Source organism: Granulicella rosea, assembly GCF_900188085.1.
GTDB lineage: Bacteria > Acidobacteriota > Terriglobia > Terriglobales > Acidobacteriaceae > Edaphobacter > Edaphobacter rosea.
The window spans coordinates 1,182,639-1,199,927 of record NZ_FZOU01000001.1 but is presented as its reverse complement, the minus strand read 5'-3'; the positions used below and the strand labels follow the sequence as shown (position 1 = coordinate 1,199,927).

Genomic DNA, 17,289 nt, shown 5'->3' with positions numbered 1-17,289 from the left:
AATAGCCAGCCTGTCAGATACGTCATCTTCCAATCCCCTTATCAAAAACTCTTGAGCAGTTTGTCCGCCAGCAAGTTCCAGCCATCGACCATCACGAAGAGCAAGATCTTCACCGGCGTCGAGATCACCACCGGCGGCAACTGCAGCATGCCGATCGAGGTCGTCACGCTTGCCACGACAAGGTCAACCAGGAGGAACGGGAGAAAGAGCACCGCGCCGATCTGAAAGCCCGCCTTCAACTCGCTGAGAATATAAGCCGGCACCACTACCTGCACGGGCAGGTCATCCGCCGAAGCAGGCCGTGCCGTCATGCCGGCCGACGCGAATACCGCGAGATCTTTCTCACGTGCATAGCGCAGCATATAGTGCTTCACGGGCGCGATGCCTTTTTCTATAGCCGCCTCACCTGTGATCGTTCCCTGCCGATAAGGGGTAAGAGCAGATTGCTCGACTTGTAACAGTACCGGTTGCATAAGAAACCATGTCATCATCAGCGCGAGCCCCATCAGCACCTGGTTGCTCGGCGCCGTCTGCGTGCCAAGCGCCTGGCGTAAGAAGTGGAAGACCACCAGCAGCCTTACCAGGGGAGTCATGGCGAGCAGGAGCGCAGGCAGCAGGGTCATCAGCGTAAGCCCAAGCACGATCGCCCAGGGGGTTCCGCCGCCCTTACTCAGGTCGTCTGCGATGCTCTCCGGCTTCGGCGCCTTTTGCAACTCTTCCGACTTGGCCTTTGCCTCCGCGCGCCGGGCTCTTGCCGCGACCATCTTGCGTGCGTTTGCTTCGATGACCGCGGTGTCGGCGCGTTGCCCAGGCTCCGCCAAAGCATGCATCTGCGGAGCGGCGCCTGCAAGCAGCAGGAACATCAGTATCCATCCGATCGTCAGTGAAACACGACTCAGGCCCATGGATCCGCCATCGTCTTCGCGCTCTTGCTCGTTGCGGTGTGTGCATCGTCGGACAGGTGAATCATCGAGTCGACAGAGTCTGGTCCGATGCCGATCAACAGGCGCTCTTCACCGCAACTCACCAGCACAAGCTGCCTGCGGCCACCGAGGGAGAGGGTCTCGACCAACTTCAACTGACGCGTTGGCGCAGCGGTCCGGCTGCGCCATCCGCCTGCGGCCAGCCCGGCAAACGCAGCGATCAACCAGCCTGCCAGACCGCCTGGCGCGACCTTCCGCGCTTGCTCTGCTCCGTTCTCCACCATCGGTTTCACCAGTTGCATATCGTCCCTCGGCATCGCCTGTTCGTTACATCAACCGCAGTTGCACGGGCATCGGTTCGAACGGCAGCCAGAGTTGCGTGGGCACGCCCGCCGCGCCATGCATCTGCACCATGCCGAATCCATCGACCTCAAACATGCCGGAGAGTGGAACCCCGCTCTCATGCTCCATCGCTCGTATCGTTCTCGAATCTTCCATGACCTCACTCCTCCCCATCACTGCTGCACCAGAAACTCGGTGAAGAAGATGTCCTTCACCTTCACCTCGGGCACACGCTTCGTGATTGCCGCGATCAGTTGCTGCTTGAGCTTTTCCTTGCCATCGACCTCCAACAACTGCTGGGCCGTGGTGCGGCCGATCACGTCGAGCGCCACATCGCGCACGGCGGCCTCGCTCTCATTTACCGGCTTGCCTTTATCGGGCTTCTCTTCCTTGGCCTTCGCGCCCTTCACCGGCTCGTCGTCCAGTACGCGCAGCGAAAGCGACAGCCGCAGATATGCTGTCCCGCCCTCATCCGCAAGGTTCACCAATAGCGGTTCAAAGGCGACTGAGTGCGTCTTCGGCGGTGGCGGCGCTTCGACGACCGCAGCCTTCGGCGCCTTATCGGCAGCCAGCGCGGACCCCAGACGTCCCGTGTGCGCCAGCCAGTAAACGCCGCCGCCCGCAAGCGACAGCGTGAGCACAGCCGTGATCACCGCGGCCAGGGCAAGAGAAAGAAACGGCACACCGGCGGAGCGAGTCGCCTCCGGAGACAAGACCTGTTCATCGCGAATTTCAGCAGAGGAAGCCATGCCTGGATGAGAGCAAGCAACATGCCACACCCACCCCCACACTCATTAGCCCGAACTTACAACCCAAACAAAAAAATGGCCGGCCCGGCATACAACACCGGACCGGCCACGCGACAGCGCAAAGAATGATTAGCGAATCATGTTGATGGCCTGCTCGGTCACCGAGTCGAAGGTCGTGACGGTCTTTGAGTTCGCCTCGAACGCACGCTGTGCGACGATGAGATCCGAGAACTCGGCGGAGATATCCACGTTCGACTGCTCGAGCGCCTGGCCTTCGATCGTGCCACGACCTCCGACGTTCGCGAGGCCGATGTTCATGGCCCCCGATGCCGCGGTCACCGTGTAGTCGTTGGCGCCCGAGCGTACAAGGCCGTCGGTGTTCGTGACCGAGGCCATCGCAAGCTGCGCGATCGGCTGCGTCTTGCCGTTGCTATAGGTCGCGGAGATCAGTCCGTTGCCATCGACGGTGTAACTCTGGAAGGCCCCGGCGGTGTAGCCATCCTGCGTCGTGGTGGAGGTGTTGGAGGTTCCCGCCGTCTGCGTAATCTGGCCCACGCCCGCGGAGTTGTACAGGTTGAAGCTGAAGGTTAGATCCTTTGCGCCGTCGGTCATGCCAGGGAAGGTCACGCCCGTGATGTTGGCCGCAGGTGACACCAGATTGCCAGAGGCATCGAAGGTCAACGTGCCCGTGTTGTTGATCGGCGTCCCCGACGCAGTGCCCGCCGTCAGTTCGGCGTCGTAGCTCCAGGTGGAGTCGCTGGTCTTGGTGAAGACCACGTTCACCTGGTGGCTTGCGCCGAGCGAGTCGTAGACCGTGACGGGACTGGTAAAGGCGGTTCCAACCGCGGCGGTCGAGTCCAGTGTCGACTGGAATTGAATGTACGATGTGCCCTGCGCGGCGGCCGTCGCGCCGACCGGTAAGGTAATCGGCTTGATGCCCGAGCTCTGATCCACCGCTCCGCCTACCACGCCGTACCCCATGACGCTTTCGCCCGAAGAGGTGATGAGGTTTCCAGTGGAGTCTACCTGGAAGTCGCCGGCGCGGGTCAGGTTCTGAAAGTTGCCCTGCTGCACCACGAAGAAGCCGCTGCCGCTGATGGCGACATCGTTTTCATCGCCAGTCGTCGTGAGACTTCCCTGGCTGAAGTCGCTCGAGGTGCTGTTGACGCGCGTGCCGACGCCGACCTGGAGACGATCGCCTGAGCCGGTAGTGCCGACGTTCTGGTAGAAGAGATCTTCAAAGGTCGTCGTCTGACCTTTGAACGCGGTCGTGTTCAGGTTGGCGAGGTTGTTGCCGATCGTATCCAGCGCGACCGTGTCTGCCTGCAGACCCGTAAGCGCAATCGAAAAATTAGGCATGCTGTTCTCCTTGGCGATGTTGGTTCGTGATTGACGATGAGAGGTTTGCGGCGCTTACAGCGCGCTCGTCGATGGCGTTACTGCAATGGCGGAGGAACTGCTGCTGCCGCTCGCGCCAGTGGCCGCGCCGAGTTCCTGGTTGATCGAAATCAACTGCTGCAGGCTGTTCACGCCCACCAGTTGCTGGATGTATGCGTTGGGATCGGTCGGCTGAGTGGGATCCTGGTTCTTCATCTCCGTCACCAGCAACGTGAGAAAGTCGTCGGAGGTGATATCGCCGGCGGTGCTTGTGCTGGTCGTTGAGGTGCTGGTGTCCATGGGCTTCGCAGCGCTGGCGGTTGGGATCATGCTGTTCGCGACGCTCTGCGCGGAGTTGTGCAATGTATTGCTGGTTAGTTCCATCGATATTCTCCCTTGCTGCTCATTCGTCCGAGTCCGGTTGTGTACCCTGCCGTTGCGATTGCACCGCGCCATCGCTCAGCGCGCTGCGACCGAAGTTGAAAGTCGAGAAAAGACACGTCATGCGAGAACGCTGAGCCAGCCGCCGCTCCTGTTCGCATAAGCGGCCACTGGCAGTGCGGCGCCTGAAGATAAAGCGGCGTCGGAAACACTCAAGCCACTCTGTGCGTCATCACCAACCTGCGCGTCCACTCCACCTGTGTTCCATGCCGAACCCGGCGCCGCGCCGCCCTGACTGCCTGCCTGCGCTCCCTGGCTCCCGGAATCCGTATTCGCCATATTCGAAGCTCCGGGGTTTGCACCGGAGCCCGAGCTGGCAGGCGTATGCTCCACCACCAGCGAAGTCACGCCGACCCGCTCGCTCGCCAGATAGGCCGACATCGAAGGCAGATCCTTATGCAGCGCGTCGTAAGCCGTCTCCGAGGCGGCTCGCACCGAGGCAGACACGTCGCCATCGGTCGACATCTCCGCGCGTACGCGAAGCCAGCCATGCGTGCCCGACGACAACCCAACCTCCAGCACATTCGGCGTCGCCACCAGCGTCGTATGATCCGCGCCGCTCACCGATGTCGAATCCGTCGATGAGATCCCCGTATGCGGCGACGAGCTCTGATCAGCAGCAGACGGCAGCAGCGTCTGCGTCTGCGCTACCGCATGGAACACGGGCACAACGCCCACCGCCCCTGCCCCGGCGGAGCCCACGGCGCTCGTCACCAGGTCGACCGCAACCGCCCCATGCGTCGAAGCCAGCGCGGCTGGATCGCTATGGGCAGCAACCGGTGAGGCCGCGGCATCCGGAGCGGACGAAGCGGAAGCGCTTGCGGCATCGGCCACGCCTGCCGTATCGCCACTCGCCGCATGGAGAACAGCGTCGCGGATGCTCTTGGTTGCCGTCCCACTGGACTTCGCCGAAGCCGCGCCATCTACGCCTGCCTGCGATGAACCCTTCGCCCCGGATACAACTGCCGCTCCCGTATCCTGGCCGGGCGATAGCTTGAGTATCTGGGACACATCCATCGGAGCCTGCGGCGTCATCGCAGGCGTAGCCGTCACAGGAACCTCCTGTCCCTGCGCATCGATCGTCATTGGCTTACGCATGTCGTTCTTCGCGGGACCGGTCTCGCTGCTCTTATGCGAGATCGATGCGATGGGCGACTTTACACCCTGCTTCCCATCACTTTCCGTCTGCAGCAGAACTGGCGCCGCGACAGGCACGATGGGAGTCGCGACCATCCCCGCGCCTGGTCCCACAAGCACCTGCCCGCCGATCGTCGGAGATGACGCCGCGTTATCGTTGCCGCTCGCATTCTTATCGACGAATGCTCCTGCCCCTGAGCCATTCGAAGGATCGGCGGGCGCCTTGCTCGACTGGTCGGCGGACTGGCCGTTCGAGTAGGTATTGGAAGGCGCATCCGATTGCGCATCGGAGCTTTGCTGCAATACGTCGGCAAAGGAGCTCTGAGTGCCATCGTTCTGAGCCGCATTGGCGCCTTGCCCCTGGCTCGCCGCTGCGGCCTGAGCATTCACAGACCGCATTGGGAGCACGGCATCCGCAACCGGCGCCGCTCCGATCAAACCCGCATCCATCATCGTGTCACCTCATGTCGATAGAGCGTGTTGCACATGAAACGCCAAACGATACGAAAGCACATTAGCCGACGTTTAGATGTGTGCGGAATCAGCGATCCTGCGTCTTCTTCCAAAGACTGCGCGCAAGGTGACGATCGTCGAGGGCAGCCTGCGTACGCCTTCGCTCTTCTGCCTGCTCCTGCTTGCTGGCTTGCCTGGCAACGGACTGCATCTGCTCCATGCGCATGCGGCTCGCCCGGTAGGCATCCGCGGCGGTCTCTCGCAACGCCGCACGCGCACGCCGTAGCTCTTCCGCGCGCGCCTGCCGAATGCGCGTCAGCTCAAGCTCCGACTCCGCGATCGCCCAGCCCTGACGGTCGCCTGCGGCAATCGCCGCGCGCCCGCTCTCGACCTCGCGCCGCCCGGCCTCCCGCTGCAGATGGACATAGCTCGCCGCCTCGTTCACCTGCGCGGACGCGGTGCGCAGATCCAGCGAACGCAGCCGCTCGATCATGCCGTACAGCTCGGCGAGCCGCTCCAGCCCACGCACACGCGATCCCATCGCTACAGCGCCATCGCCCGCAGGCGTTCGATACTCTGCTCCATCGTCACGCGCTCGTGGCTTGTCTGCGCAAGATATCCATTCAACATCGGCATCGCCTTCATCGCGCGGTCCAGCTCCGCGTCCGTGCCCGGCTTGTACGCGCCGATGCGCACCAGGTCCTCCGACTTAGCCAGCGCCGAGAGCAGCCGGCGAGCCACGGCCGCCTGCTCGCAGTGCGCCGGCTTCGTCACCGAAGGCATCAGCCGGCTCAATGAATCCAGTACATCGACCGGCGGATAACGCCCCGCCGAAGCAAGCGCTCGCGACAGCACGATGTGTCCGTCCAGCAGAGAACGCACCGCGTCGACCACAGGGTCCTGCTGGTCGTCGCCCTCCATCAACACCGAGTAGAAGGCAGTGATGCTTCCATGCTGAAAGTTGCCCGCACGCTCCACGAGCTTCGCCAGCCGCGAGAAGACGCTCGGTGTATATCCTTTGCTCGCCGGCGGCTCGCCGGCCGCGAGACCGATCTCGCGGGCGGCCATCGCATAGCGCGTCAAGGAGTCCAGCACCAGCAGTACGTGCTTGCCGCGCGCCGCATAGAACTCCGCGATGGAGGTCGCCGACATCGCCGCACGCAGCCGCAGCAACGGACTCTGATCCGACGTCGACACCAGGACCACCGACCGCTTCAAGCCCTCGACGCCAAGCGCATCCTCGACAAACTCACGCACCTCGCGGCCACGTTCGCCCACCAGCCCGACCACCGTAATGTCCGCGGCCGTGTTGCGTGTCATCATGCCGATCAGCGTGCTCTTGCCCACGCCCGATCCGCCGAAGATACCCACACGCTGTCCGCGCCCAACCGTCAACAAACCATCGATCACGCGGATGCCCGTCTGCAACGGCTCGCGTATCGGCTCGCGTTCCATCGGCTTCGGCATCGAGCCTTCGAGCGGCCACATCTCCCGCACACGCGGCGCCGGACCGCCGTCGAGCGGCAGCCCGATCGCGTTCAGCACACGCCCCTGCATCTGTTCGCCAACGCCGATGCCCGGAGGCGAACCCAGCGCCAGCAGACCATCGCCGTAGCGGATGCCCTGGGTCTCTTCGAGTGGCATCGCAAGCACATGTCGCCCACGAAAGCCGATCACCTCCGCGCGATGCCGGCCACCCTCGCCATCCTGAATCTCGCAGCACTCTCCGACCGAACAAAGTGGACCTTCCGCCTCCACCGTCTGCCCATTGGCCTGGATCACGCGGCCCCGCCAGCGCCACGCCGGCCGCGTCGTCAACCGGGTAAAATATGCACCCAATCCTGGACTCCCCATCGCCTCACTCGTCATGCATCTCCTTTCGCGACAGGCGCCCCGCAATTTGTAACAACATCGGATACATTTTTTAGCTGCCTAATTCGGACGGCGTTGCAGCAGATCGAAGAAGCCCTGCTCGATCTCCTCCAGCTGGACCGCGACGCCAAGCTCGACGCGACCCACCACCGTCTCCAGCACCACCTCGCCAGGCATCAGACGCTCGTCGCCCTGCACCTCGATGATCGGCTCGCTGCCCGGCGGAAACACGCCGCGCCACATCGCCTCATCCGCGGGAACCACGCGCAGCGATACCGCGCTCGTGTCCTCGACCTTTGCGATCGCCACACGCACCGCACCCGCCAGCAGCAGCGGGTCCATCATGGACTCCCGGTGCAGCACGCGGGCCGCAATCGCAAGCGCCAGCTTCACCACCTGCTCTTCAGCGTCGGCGAAGTAGCGCTGCCGGTCTCGGATGAAGTCCGCGCACACCGTGGCCACGCGCTCACGTTCGGCTGCAAGCCGGGCCTCGACCTCGCGCTCCATCTCGCGACGAGCCTCGACCCGCGCCTCCGCTCTTGCCGCATCGATCATCGTCCGCGTCTGTGCGGCGCGCTCTTGTTGGCGCAACGCTTCTTCGTGCGCGGCCTGCGCGGCGCTCGCCGCCTCCGCCGCAGCAGCAGCCTGCGATGGCCTTGCCTGCGCCGCCGCCTCCAGGCGCGGCAGCTCCATCGACAGAAACTCCATCAGCGATACATTCGGCTTCCCGCCGGCCAGATCGACCGGCATCTCCGGAAACAGGCGCACACCGGAATCAGATTTCGAGATCATTGTCGGTCTCCATCTTCAGTACGATCTTGCCCTCTTCTTCAAGCTTCCGCGCCAACGCCAGCAGCTCCTGCTGCGCGGCGCCCACATCCTTCGCACGCACCGGCCCCATCACCTCGATGTCCTCCTTCAACATCTCCACCGCACGCGAACTCATCGCCATAAAGAGATGCGCCTTCAAATTCTCCTTCGCGCCCTTCAGGCATGTGGCAAGCACCTTCTTATCCACTGCGCCAACGAGTTCCCGTACGCTGGCCTGTGGAATCGTCAGCAAATCTTCGAAGGTAAACATCAACGTGCGGATCTCGATCGCGACCTGCGGCTCGGTCTCTTCGATCTCTTCGAGGATGGCTTTGCTTGCCACCGAGTTCAATCCATTCAATAGCTCGGCGACGGCCTTGTAGCCCGCATAAGACTTCTTGTCGACGATGCCGCCCAGCGCCTCCATTCTTCGATGCAGCACCAGAGCCACCTTCTGCGCCATCTCGGGCGAGAACTGCCGCATCTCCGCAAGCCTTCGCACAGCGTCGACGCGCATCGAGCTGTTCAACTGCATCAAGACCGTCGATCCTCGCTTTGAGTCCAGGTGCGCCAGCACCAGCGCAGCCGTCTGCGGATGTTCATGCTCCAGAAATTTGCTCAACTGCTGCGGCTCCATCTTCTGCAACATCGCAAGGTCGCCCTGCGAGCGGTCTCGTACACGCTTGACCTGCGCCAGCATCTCCTCCGCACGGCCCGGCCCAAAGGCCTCCGTCAACAGCTTCAATGCATGATCCGGTCCGCCGCGCACCACGAACTGTTCGGTCTCGAGCAAGCCATAGAACTCCGTCAATACCTGCGTCATCTGCGCGCCCGGCACATTGCCCAGATGTGTGATCTCATCGACCACCATCTGCACCTCGGTCTCCGACAGGCTCTTGAACAACGTCGTGGCAAGCTCTTCGCCGAGCGCGATCATCAGGATCGCCGCCTTGCGCAAACCTGGCATGTCCGCCGCCTCGAAGCCCGCTGACGCAGGCAACAGGTGCTGCGCGGAGTTCCCCTCCATCTGCATCGTCGTCATCGTTATACCTCCCGCGCAGGCGCGCTATCGCTCGAACCGATCCAGCTCTGCAAGAGCCGCGTGCTTGCCTCTGGCTCCTGCCGTATATGCTGCGAGACATGGTCGAAGATGGCGTCGCGCGACTTCGGCCTCAGCCGCACCGGCTCCTCTCGATGTTCTATCGCCATGTTGCCCGCGCCCTGTCCCACGCTGTTGCCCCATGCCTCTCCACCATCCGCGGACCCGCTGCTCGCTTCGAGACTGCCAGCGGTATGGGAGCCCGCAAGCTTCACGCCACCCATCTCGACCGACATCTCCGTCTGCTCCATCCCCGCGCTCAACGATGAGCCGCTGCCCAGGCTCGGTGTCTCCTTCAAGGTCGCAACCATCTGGCCTGCCACAGGCTTCAACACCACCATCACTAACAGCAGGCCCAGCGCACCGATCATCGCAGTATGCAACAAACTCGGTTGCACAAACCCCTTTGCGCCTTCGAGTACGCGCGTCATCGCGGCGGCCTTTGGCTCGGGCGTGTTCGAGTCGAACGAGACGTTCTGCATCACGACCTGGTCGCCACGCTTCAGGTCGTAGCCAACGGCAGCCTGCGCAAGGTCTTCAAGACGCCGCATCTCTTCCGGACTCCGGGGCTTCCATGTCGTCTTCTGCACCTTGCCGACCATCTCCATCACCTGACGATCGTTGACCACCACAGCCGCCGTCAGCCTCCTCACACGCCCCGCGCCGGCCTCGGTGTGAATCACATGGCGCGATACTGCATATGTGCCGTTCTCTTCCTTCACATTCTGCGTGGCCCCACCGGCCTGCGGATACACCGGCAACGGCGCCTTTGCAAGCAGCGGTGGAACACCAGGCGCCGCAGCCGTTGCACTCCCCTGCACCGCCCCCGCAGGCGCGGCGGCAGGCGCGTTGCTCGCCGTGCCCGGAACGCCCGATGCGGCCGCGTGCGAGCCGCCATTGCTCGTATGCTCGCTCTTTCGCACGGTAAGCGCCACGGAGTTATTCGGATCATAGACCTCGTCGGTGCGCTCCTCCGTACCCGGTTCATAGGCCACACTCACCGTTGCGCGTACATTGCCCGCACCAGCCAACGGCTCAAGCATCGCGACGAGCTTCGACTCCAGAGCCTCTTCCGCGGCCGCTGCACTCACCGCACTGTTGTGGGGCTGCAAGTTCAGGCGGCCATTCGCATCCACCAGCGTCACCTGGTCCATCGATAAGTTCTCCACCGCTCCGGCCACCAGGCTGCGAATCGAATCCGCCTGCTCCTGCGGCAGCGATGCGCGCTTCAGCTTCAGCACCACCGAAGCCTTTGCCTGCTTCTCCTGCGCGCTGTAGAGCGTCGCCTGCGGGACCACAAGATGCACGCGCGCGGACCGCACCACATCGAGCGACTCGATCGTATGCTCCAGCTCGCCCTCAAGCGCACGCTGATAGTTGACCCGCTCATCGAACTCCGAGCCCACCCAGTTCGGCTTGTCGAAGAGTTCAAAGCCAAGGCGCCCCGTCTGCGGCATGCCCTTCGCCGCTACCTCCATCCGCGCCTTTTCAAGCGAGTCCGCAGGCACCTGCACCCCACCGCCATCGGGCGTCAGCTCGAACGGTATGCCGGCCGCGGCCAACTCCTGCGAGACCACCTGCACATCCTTACTCTCAAGACCGGAGAAGAGCACGCGCCAGTCCGGGCGCCCCGCATACCAGACCATCGCCGCGATGACCGCTGCGACCATCGCCGCGGCGACCACCCACATATTGCGACGCGGCGCAGGCGTCTCTACCCAACGGCTCTGCAGCTTCGCAGCCCCCGCCGTGACCTTCTGCGCCAGCCCGCCATTCAAGACCACCGTCCGACCCGATTCCGCCATCGTTCAACCCCGGAGAAGATTCTTGCTACACTCAAGCTCGACTAAAACTGCATGCCCATCATCTGCTGGTATGCGCCCACGGCCTTGTTTCTTACCTGCAGCGCAAGCTCGAACGCCATGCTCGCCTTCTGTGTCGCGATCATCGCATCGTGAACCTCGACGCCCGTGCCACCGAGCAGACCGGTGACCGCCTCCGATGCCTTGTTTTGCAGGTCGTTGGTTTCGTCGACCATCGACTTCAACACCCCACCAAAGGGTGCGCCGGTCTGCATCGCGCCACCGTTTGCGTCGCCGCCGTCCTGACCGCTCAAAACACCCAGACCCGCGTTCACCAACTGTCCTGTGACCAACATGAATTGCCTCCTGATACGTATGGAATAACTCGTTGAACTTATCCGGCATTTCGCCGAAGTAAGAGGTGTGACTTACTTCAGCAGATCGAGCGAACTGGCAATCATGCTCTTCTCCGCCTGGATCGCCGAAGCGTTCGCGCCATAGCTGCGCGTCGCGCCCATCAGGTCGACCATCTCAGTCAGCGGGTTGATATCGGGATAGGCCACATAGCCATCCGCGCCCGCATCGGGATGCGTCGGATCGTAGCGTCGCAACGGGTCCGCTCCATCCTGCAGCACGCTTGAGACCGCAACCCCACCCGGTGTCCCATCGGACCCAACCATGCTCGAACCCTGGCTCAACAGCGACGCGCCAAAGCTGCCCTCCTGCGCTTCGAAGACAACATGGTGCCTTTGATACGGGCCGCCATCCTCGGTGCGAGTCGTCTCGGCGTTCGCCATGTTCGACGCCACCACCTCCGCCCGCACACGCTCCGCCTTCAATGCCGATGCGCTGATATCCATCACGCCAAATAGATTCATTCCCTGTCCCCCTGCTTACTTCGCATCCACGCGGATGGCCGACATGATCTGGCTGAACTCACCCTTCAGCAACATGGACGCCGCGCGAAACTGTAATTGTGACTTCGCCAGTTGCATACTCTCCCGGTCCATCGAAACCGTATTGCCATCCGGCCGCGCCACCAACCCGTCGACTTCGCTCACCTCAGGGTCTTCCATCGTCGATCCGGAGGTCTGCATCGCGTTGGCAAACTCTTTTTCAAAGTCGAAGCCCTGCGTCTTGAAGCCCGGTGTATCGATGTTCGCCAGGTTGCCCGCGGTCAGCTTCATCTGATCGGCCGTCAGGTCGAGGTACTTTCCCAGCACGTCGCTCATCGCCGTTCCTATCTGCATAGAAATCTCTCCTGTACGGCTAACGTTAGAGCACATGGCGACCCATTCTGCATGGGCTTCGCATGAGACGCCTCCAATCTCCTGCGCGAAAAAAATGGCCACCACGGCAGACGCCGCGGTGGCCGAGGCCCAACAGGGAGTTTTCAGGCGGCCATATGCGCGCCGAATCGAATCTCATCCACCCCGATCTCCGGCCGATCTTCAACCAGGATCGACGCACGTTCCAGCACGTGCATCAGCTCACGCACATTGCCCGGCCAGCGATACCCGCCGAGCTTCGCCAGCGCCCCAGCGGAGATACGCTTACGCGGCATCTCGCGTCCCATGCGCTCGAGAAAGAAGTCCACCAGCAGACCAAGGTCGCTCATGCGCTCGCGCAGAGCCGGCACCTCCAGTGGAAACACCGCAAGCCGATGATAGAGGTCCAACCGAAACAGGCGTTCCCCCGCCCTCTGCTCCAGCGGCTGATGCGTCGCCGCGATCACGCGCACATCGACTCTCATCGTTTCGTTGTCGCCCACTCGCTGCAACTCGCCGCACTCCAGGAAGCGCAGCATCTTTGCCTGCAGCGCCAGCGGCATCTCGCCGATCTCATCGAGGAACAACGTGCCGCCATTGGCCGCCTCAATGCGGCCCGTCCGCGACTGCACCGCGCCGGTGAACGCGCCGCGCGTATGACCGAAGAGCTCCGCCTCCAGCAACGCCTCCGGAATCGCCGCGCAGTTCAGCACCGCGAACGGCTTGCCGGAGCGCCCGCTCAGACGATGCACTGCCTTCGCCACAACCTCTTTGCCCGTGCCCGTCTCGCCTTCGATCAGCACCGTCGCCGATCTCGGCGCAACCAGACGGATCATCCGCGCCAGCTCTCGCATCGACGCGCACTGTCCGATCATCTCCGGCAGCGCCTGTTCTGTGACCGAAACAGGCGCATACACCGGCTCCTCGACCTCGCGTACCGGCTCCGCGGCCGCCGCCGGCAGCGCCGGGCCGCCATCCTGGGCCTCCCGTAGAGCATGCAACAGTTCGTTCCGCCGTGGACTCCTCGCTCCACTCCCCGCCAACGACCCATCCATACGCAGCAGATCCATCGCCGGATACATCTCCCGCATGTGCCCCGTAAACTCGCCCGCCTCCAGGTCCGGCAGCCAGTTGTCAACGATCAACGCCTCCGGCCGCAAGCGCTCTACCTGCGCCATCGCATCGGCGCCGCCGGTCGCCTCGCCCACCGTCCAGCGCAGCATCGTCAGACTCTCGCTCAACCGCTGGCGCAGGCCCGCATCCGGACTCGCCAGAATGACCGACCGGACCGCAACCTGCGGCTCCGCCCCTCGCTGCCCAGAAATACCGCTCACGAACGCCTCTCCTTCTGTTGCCGCTCCAACACCCTGCTCAACAGGGTCTGCATGGTGTGGACGCGATTGTTCATTCGTTCGCACTCGTGCAAGGCCTCTTCGATCGCCGCGCGCATCGTGTCCAGCCGCCCGTGCATCATGCCGATCTCCAAACGGCACTGCAGCGCGGTCAGTGGCTGGCAGAGATCATGCAGCTTGTCGCACAACTCCGCCAGCCACTCTTCTTCGACTGCCACACTCATCTCCTCATGCATGCGCCCGAGCCCCCAGACCAAAGACCCCACCCACGCGCGATACAGGCTTTCTTCCACTCCCCACGCCGAGCATGTAGCCTTCGCCCCGGACCGTCTCGATCACCGGCGCGTCGTCCGCCGGATCGCCCGCGCTCAGCTTCTTGCGCAGGTAGTTCACATACACATCCACCACGTTCGTGCCCGCATCCGGCGACATCTGCCATACCTCCTTCAGCAGCTCGCCCCGCGTGCAGCATCGCCCGCGCGCCTGCATCAGGAACTCCAGCAGCGCGAACTCCTTGCCCGTCAGGTCGATCGGACGACCGTGCCGCGTCACCTTCCGCTCCATCCGGTTCAGCTCCACGTCGCCATGACGCAGCGTCGGATCGGCAAACTGCTCCCGCCGCCGCAACAGCACCCGGCAACGCGCGGTCAATTCGTGAAAGCTGAACGGCTTCAGCAGGCAATCGTCCGCGCCCATATTCAGGCAGCGCACACGCTCCTCCACCGCGCTCCGCCCCGTCAGCACCAGCACGGACGTCTGTGTCAACCGCCCCTGCATCGCCTCCAGCACCTCCATGCCGTCGCGCTTTGGCAGACTCAGGTCCAGCACAATCAGGTCCGGAGATTGCTCCAATGCCTGCTCCAGCCCAGCCTCGCCGTCCGTAACCAGGCCCACCTCGTGGCCCTCCAGCTTCAGCCCCTTTTGCAGAAACAACCCCAATGCCGCATCGTCTTCAATGATTAAAACCCTCATAGCTGTCGTACCCCCGGTGGTTTCTTAAAACTTTCTCTGGGAAGGAATGGGTGCAACAATACAGCCAACGCCAGTCAGTTACTATCGAACCGGCTTGTGATTACTTTGCTTTGCTGGCGATAGCACCCGCAAGGGTGCATATGAGTTTCTTCCAAGGATCGATCCCAAATCAGGAACATTACCTTCGTTCCCAAAAATGGTCCGCAACTTTCCACAACTCTGGAAAAGAATCTATAAAGTTATCGCACGTTCGCTTTTTATTCGCTACAATCGCTGTCATGGCTATCACACGTCGGCAAAAAGAAGTGATCGACTTCCTTTCGGGCTTCACCCAGAAAAACGGCTACTCCCCCTCCTACGAGGAGATCGCCACCGGTCTGGGTCTCAACTCACTCGCCACGGTGCATAAGCACATCACCAACCTGCAAAATAAGGGCCTGCTGCAGCGCGCGCACAACCGCAGCCGCTCCATCGACGTGCTGCCCGCGACGCCGGTCGCCAGCAAGAAGAACTACGAGCGCCTGCCGCTGCTTGGGCGCATCGCCGCCGGCCGCCCGGTCGAGGCCATCGAGACCGCGGAGTCCATCTCGCTCGGCGACATCATCGGCAGCCGCGAGGTCTTCGCGCTCGAAGTGCGCGGAGACTCCATGCGCGACGAACACATCGTCTCCGGCGACTACGTGCTGGTCGAACGCACGCGCACCGCGCGCGAGGGCGAGATCATCGTCGCTCTCATCGACGGCGCCGACGCCACCCTCAAGCGCTTTTACCGCGAAGGCGCCATGATCCGCCTCCAGCCCTCAAATGCCGAGATGGCGCCCATCTATGCACCCGCCGGCAGTGTCAGCATTCAGGGCAAGGTTCTGGGAGTCCTACGCAAGTACGCCTGAGTTTCCGCCCCGTTGTTTTCTGTTCTCTTTGCTTGTCATTCCCGCAGGGAATCTGCTTTCGCTCTTCGCTTGAACAAGCGGCAACATTACCAGGCCTGATAAAATCCGCCAGACTCCGCCAGCCGCACCGGCGTCCCAAACAACTCGCCCAGCCGCTCAGCCGTCAACAGCTCCGGCTTGCCGCCATCGGCGATCACGCGCCCATCCCGCATCATCAGCACACGTTCGATCTCGGGGATGATATCCGCAATGTTATGCGTGATCAGCACCAGCGTCGTGCCCGCCTGCGCCAGCTCCCGCATCAGGTTGCGCAGCTCCCGCTGGGCAGCGAGATCGAGCGCATTCGAGGGCTCATCGAGCAGCAGCGTTCCGGCCGAAGCTGCCAGTGCACGACCAATCAGAATCCGCCTCACCTGCCCGGCCGACATCTCGCCAACCGGTTTATGCCGCAGTCTGGCGCCGTCGATCTGGATCAGCACCTTCTCCGCGCGCTCGCGCATCTCTTCGGTCACGGTCAGATTCGGCCAAAGGGTCGAGCTTGAAAAGAAACCGGTCAGAATCGCATCGAAGCCGGTCGCCTGCAGGAACGGCCGTCCCGGCAACTCCGCCGAAACCACGCCCAGCTGCTTCTTCAGCTCCGTCAGATCCCACCGTTTCCGCCCGAAGATCCTCACCTCGGTCTCCGGCTGCGCCAGCGGATACAGCTCGCAGGTCATCGTCTTCAGCAGCGTCGACTTGCCGCAGCCATTCGGCCCCAGCAGGGCAATATGCTCGCCCCGATGAATCGTGAGGTTCACATCGTGCAGCACCGGCGTCTCGCCGCGCACCACATTCACGTGGTTCAGATGGAGGAACGGTTCGGCAGCCATGCTCAGATCCCAGGCCAGTCGATGGGGTGATGCAGCTTGCGCTCCAGAATCTTGGCCTCCGGATCGAAGCCCGGAATCTGGTCGGCCCACGCCGAGTCCGCGCCCAGCGCGTCCTGCGGAATCAGTCCGATCAGCTCCCCTTCGCCCAGCGAAACTCCATGCTGACGCGCCAGATCCTCGACCGCCTTGTGAACGCGGTGCATCGGCGTCAGCGTGAAGTCCGTAATATTCATCGTCACCTGTGGCCGTCCGTTCGCCAGCACACCCAGCGCCTTCACGCCCTGCATACCGCCCGACGAGGCGCGAATATCCCGCGCAACCGCGCGCGCGACGGAGATATCGCCCGATGCCAGGTAGATGTTGTACGCGATCAGGAACGTCCGCGCCCCGACCGCGCTCGCGCCCGCCGTCGCATGCAGCTCCGGGCCGCCGACATCAGGCCGGCGCGATGCATCCTTCAAAGACGCCTCGCGCAGGCCTTCAAATTGACCTCGCCGCACATCCTCAAGCTGCACCCGGTCCGGCCGGGCTGCGGCGGCGCCGTAAAAATACACGGGAACCCCGTACCGCCGCCAGATCTGCAGACCCGCCTGCCGCGCCAGCATGGCCGCCTCGGCCAGCGAAACGCCATGCACCGGCACAAACGGAATCACGTCCGCCGCGCCGATCCGCGGATGAACTCCGGTCTGCTCCGTCAGGTCGATCAGCTTCGCCGCCATGCCGGCGGCATTGATCGCCGCCTCCATCACCGGCCCTGGGGCGCCGGCGATCGTCACGACCGACCGGTTGTGGTCCGCGTCGCGCGACCAGTCCAGCAGCCGCACGCCGTCGACGCACATCGACGCAACGATCTGCCGTACCTTGGACTCGTCCGCGCCTTCAGAAAAATTCGGGACACACTCGATGATGGAATCTGGGTTCATGAACTCGATC

Annotated in this window: 21 protein-coding genes; 1 reads left to right on the top strand and 20 read right to left on the bottom strand. The window is 63.0% G+C overall.

Translation table 11 applies throughout. The features are described 5' to 3' along the window. Positions 1–41 precede the first annotated feature (41 nt). From fliP to CHB87_RS05025, 18 genes are all read right to left on the bottom strand, one after another. On the bottom strand, positions 42–905 hold the full coding sequence (gene fliP, locus CHB87_RS05105; RefSeq protein ID WP_245817817.1) for a flagellar type III secretion system pore protein FliP: 864 nt from the start codon (positions 903–905) through the stop codon (positions 42–44). After that, positions 896–1,225, bottom strand: coding sequence for a flagellar biosynthetic protein FliO (locus CHB87_RS05100; RefSeq protein ID WP_176441598.1), 330 nt, complete (start codon positions 1,223–1,225; stop codon positions 896–898). The genes fliP and CHB87_RS05100 overlap by 10 nt, the downstream gene beginning before the upstream one ends. Before the next feature lie 25 nt (positions 1,226–1,250). Continuing rightward, positions 1,251–1,421 (bottom strand): hypothetical protein, encoded by a 171-nt coding sequence (locus tag CHB87_RS22170; RefSeq protein ID WP_176441597.1) that lies wholly within the window; start codon positions 1,419–1,421, stop codon positions 1,251–1,253. A gap of 17 nt (positions 1,422–1,438) precedes the next feature. Beyond that, positions 1,439–1,948 (bottom strand): flagellar basal body-associated FliL family protein, encoded by a 510-nt coding sequence (locus CHB87_RS05095; protein ID WP_176441596.1) that lies wholly within the window; start codon positions 1,946–1,948, stop codon positions 1,439–1,441. Between the two features lie 195 nt (positions 1,949–2,143). Continuing rightward, a complete protein-coding gene (locus CHB87_RS05090; RefSeq protein ID WP_089407264.1) occupies positions 2,144–3,373 on the bottom strand; it encodes a flagellar hook protein FlgE in 1,230 nt (409 codons plus the stop codon). 54 nt (positions 3,374–3,427) lie between these two features. Then, positions 3,428–3,775 (bottom strand): flagellar hook assembly protein FlgD, encoded by a 348-nt coding sequence (locus CHB87_RS05085; RefSeq protein ID WP_245817816.1) that lies wholly within the window; start codon positions 3,773–3,775, stop codon positions 3,428–3,430. Between the two features lie 117 nt (positions 3,776–3,892). Next, positions 3,893–5,368 (bottom strand): hypothetical protein, encoded by a 1,476-nt coding sequence (locus tag CHB87_RS05080; protein ID WP_142988225.1) that lies wholly within the window; start codon positions 5,366–5,368, stop codon positions 3,893–3,895. Positions 5,369–5,510: 142 nt separating this feature from the next. Next, positions 5,511–5,963: a hypothetical protein gene (locus CHB87_RS05075; protein WP_089407262.1), complete on the bottom strand. Its 453-nt coding sequence runs from the start codon at positions 5,961–5,963 to the stop codon at positions 5,511–5,513. Positions 5,964–5,965: 2 nt separating this feature from the next. After that, positions 5,966–7,291 (bottom strand): FliI/YscN family ATPase, encoded by a 1,326-nt coding sequence (locus CHB87_RS05070; protein ID WP_245817815.1) that lies wholly within the window; start codon positions 7,289–7,291, stop codon positions 5,966–5,968. A gap of 63 nt (positions 7,292–7,354) precedes the next feature. Then, positions 7,355–8,086: a FliH/SctL family protein gene (locus CHB87_RS05065; protein WP_089407260.1), complete on the bottom strand. Its 732-nt coding sequence runs from the start codon at positions 8,084–8,086 to the stop codon at positions 7,355–7,357. Beyond that, positions 8,070–9,146, bottom strand: a complete 1,077-nt coding sequence (fliG, locus tag CHB87_RS05060) for a flagellar motor switch protein FliG (protein ID WP_245817814.1) — start codon at positions 9,144–9,146, stop codon at positions 8,070–8,072. Before fliG ends, CHB87_RS05065 begins: the two co-directional genes overlap by 17 nt. Positions 9,147–9,148: 2 nt before the next feature. Beyond that, positions 9,149–11,008, bottom strand: a complete 1,860-nt coding sequence (gene fliF, locus CHB87_RS05055) for a flagellar basal-body MS-ring/collar protein FliF (protein WP_089407259.1) — start codon at positions 11,006–11,008, stop codon at positions 9,149–9,151. Positions 11,009–11,049: 41 nt separating this feature from the next. Then, positions 11,050–11,361 (bottom strand): flagellar hook-basal body complex protein FliE, encoded by a 312-nt coding sequence (gene fliE / locus CHB87_RS05050; protein ID WP_089407258.1) that lies wholly within the window; start codon positions 11,359–11,361, stop codon positions 11,050–11,052. A 72-nt stretch (positions 11,362–11,433) separates the two neighbouring features. Next, positions 11,434–11,883, bottom strand: coding sequence for a flagellar basal body rod protein FlgC (gene flgC, locus CHB87_RS05045; RefSeq protein WP_089407257.1), 450 nt, complete (start codon positions 11,881–11,883; stop codon positions 11,434–11,436). 15 nt (positions 11,884–11,898) lie between these two features. Then, the gene (locus CHB87_RS05040; protein WP_089407256.1) at positions 11,899–12,255 is read right to left on the bottom strand and encodes a flagellar basal body rod protein FlgB; all 357 of its coding nucleotides are present in this window, start codon (positions 12,253–12,255) and stop codon (positions 11,899–11,901) included. Between the two features lie 143 nt (positions 12,256–12,398). Then, entirely contained in the window at positions 12,399–13,607 is a 1,209-nt protein-coding gene (locus CHB87_RS05035) for a sigma-54 dependent transcriptional regulator (protein WP_245817813.1), read from the bottom strand. Beyond that, the gene (locus CHB87_RS05030; protein ID WP_142988224.1) at positions 13,604–13,843 is read right to left on the bottom strand and encodes a HAMP domain-containing histidine kinase; all 240 of its coding nucleotides are present in this window, start codon (positions 13,841–13,843) and stop codon (positions 13,604–13,606) included. The genes CHB87_RS05035 and CHB87_RS05030 overlap by 4 nt, the downstream gene beginning before the upstream one ends. A 10-nt stretch (positions 13,844–13,853) precedes the next feature. Continuing rightward, positions 13,854–14,597 (bottom strand): response regulator transcription factor, encoded by a 744-nt coding sequence (locus CHB87_RS05025; RefSeq protein WP_089407254.1) that lies wholly within the window; start codon positions 14,595–14,597, stop codon positions 13,854–13,856. Positions 14,598–14,875: 278 nt separating this feature from the next. Here CHB87_RS05025 and lexA point away from each other — a divergent pair, with 278 nt between their 5' ends. After that, entirely contained in the window at positions 14,876–15,487 is a 612-nt protein-coding gene (gene lexA, locus CHB87_RS05020) for a transcriptional repressor LexA (RefSeq protein ID WP_089407253.1), read from the top strand. 86 nt (positions 15,488–15,573) lie between these two features. Here lexA and CHB87_RS05015 read toward each other — a convergent pair whose 3' ends face one another. Next, the gene (locus CHB87_RS05015) at positions 15,574–16,356 is read right to left on the bottom strand and encodes an ABC transporter ATP-binding protein (RefSeq protein WP_089407252.1); all 783 of its coding nucleotides are present in this window, start codon (positions 16,354–16,356) and stop codon (positions 15,574–15,576) included. Positions 16,357–16,358: 2 nt separating this feature from the next. Continuing rightward, positions 16,359–17,279, bottom strand: a complete 921-nt coding sequence (gene ftcD, locus CHB87_RS05010) for a glutamate formimidoyltransferase (RefSeq protein ID WP_089407251.1) — start codon at positions 17,277–17,279, stop codon at positions 16,359–16,361. Between the last annotated feature and the right edge of the window lie 10 nt (positions 17,280–17,289).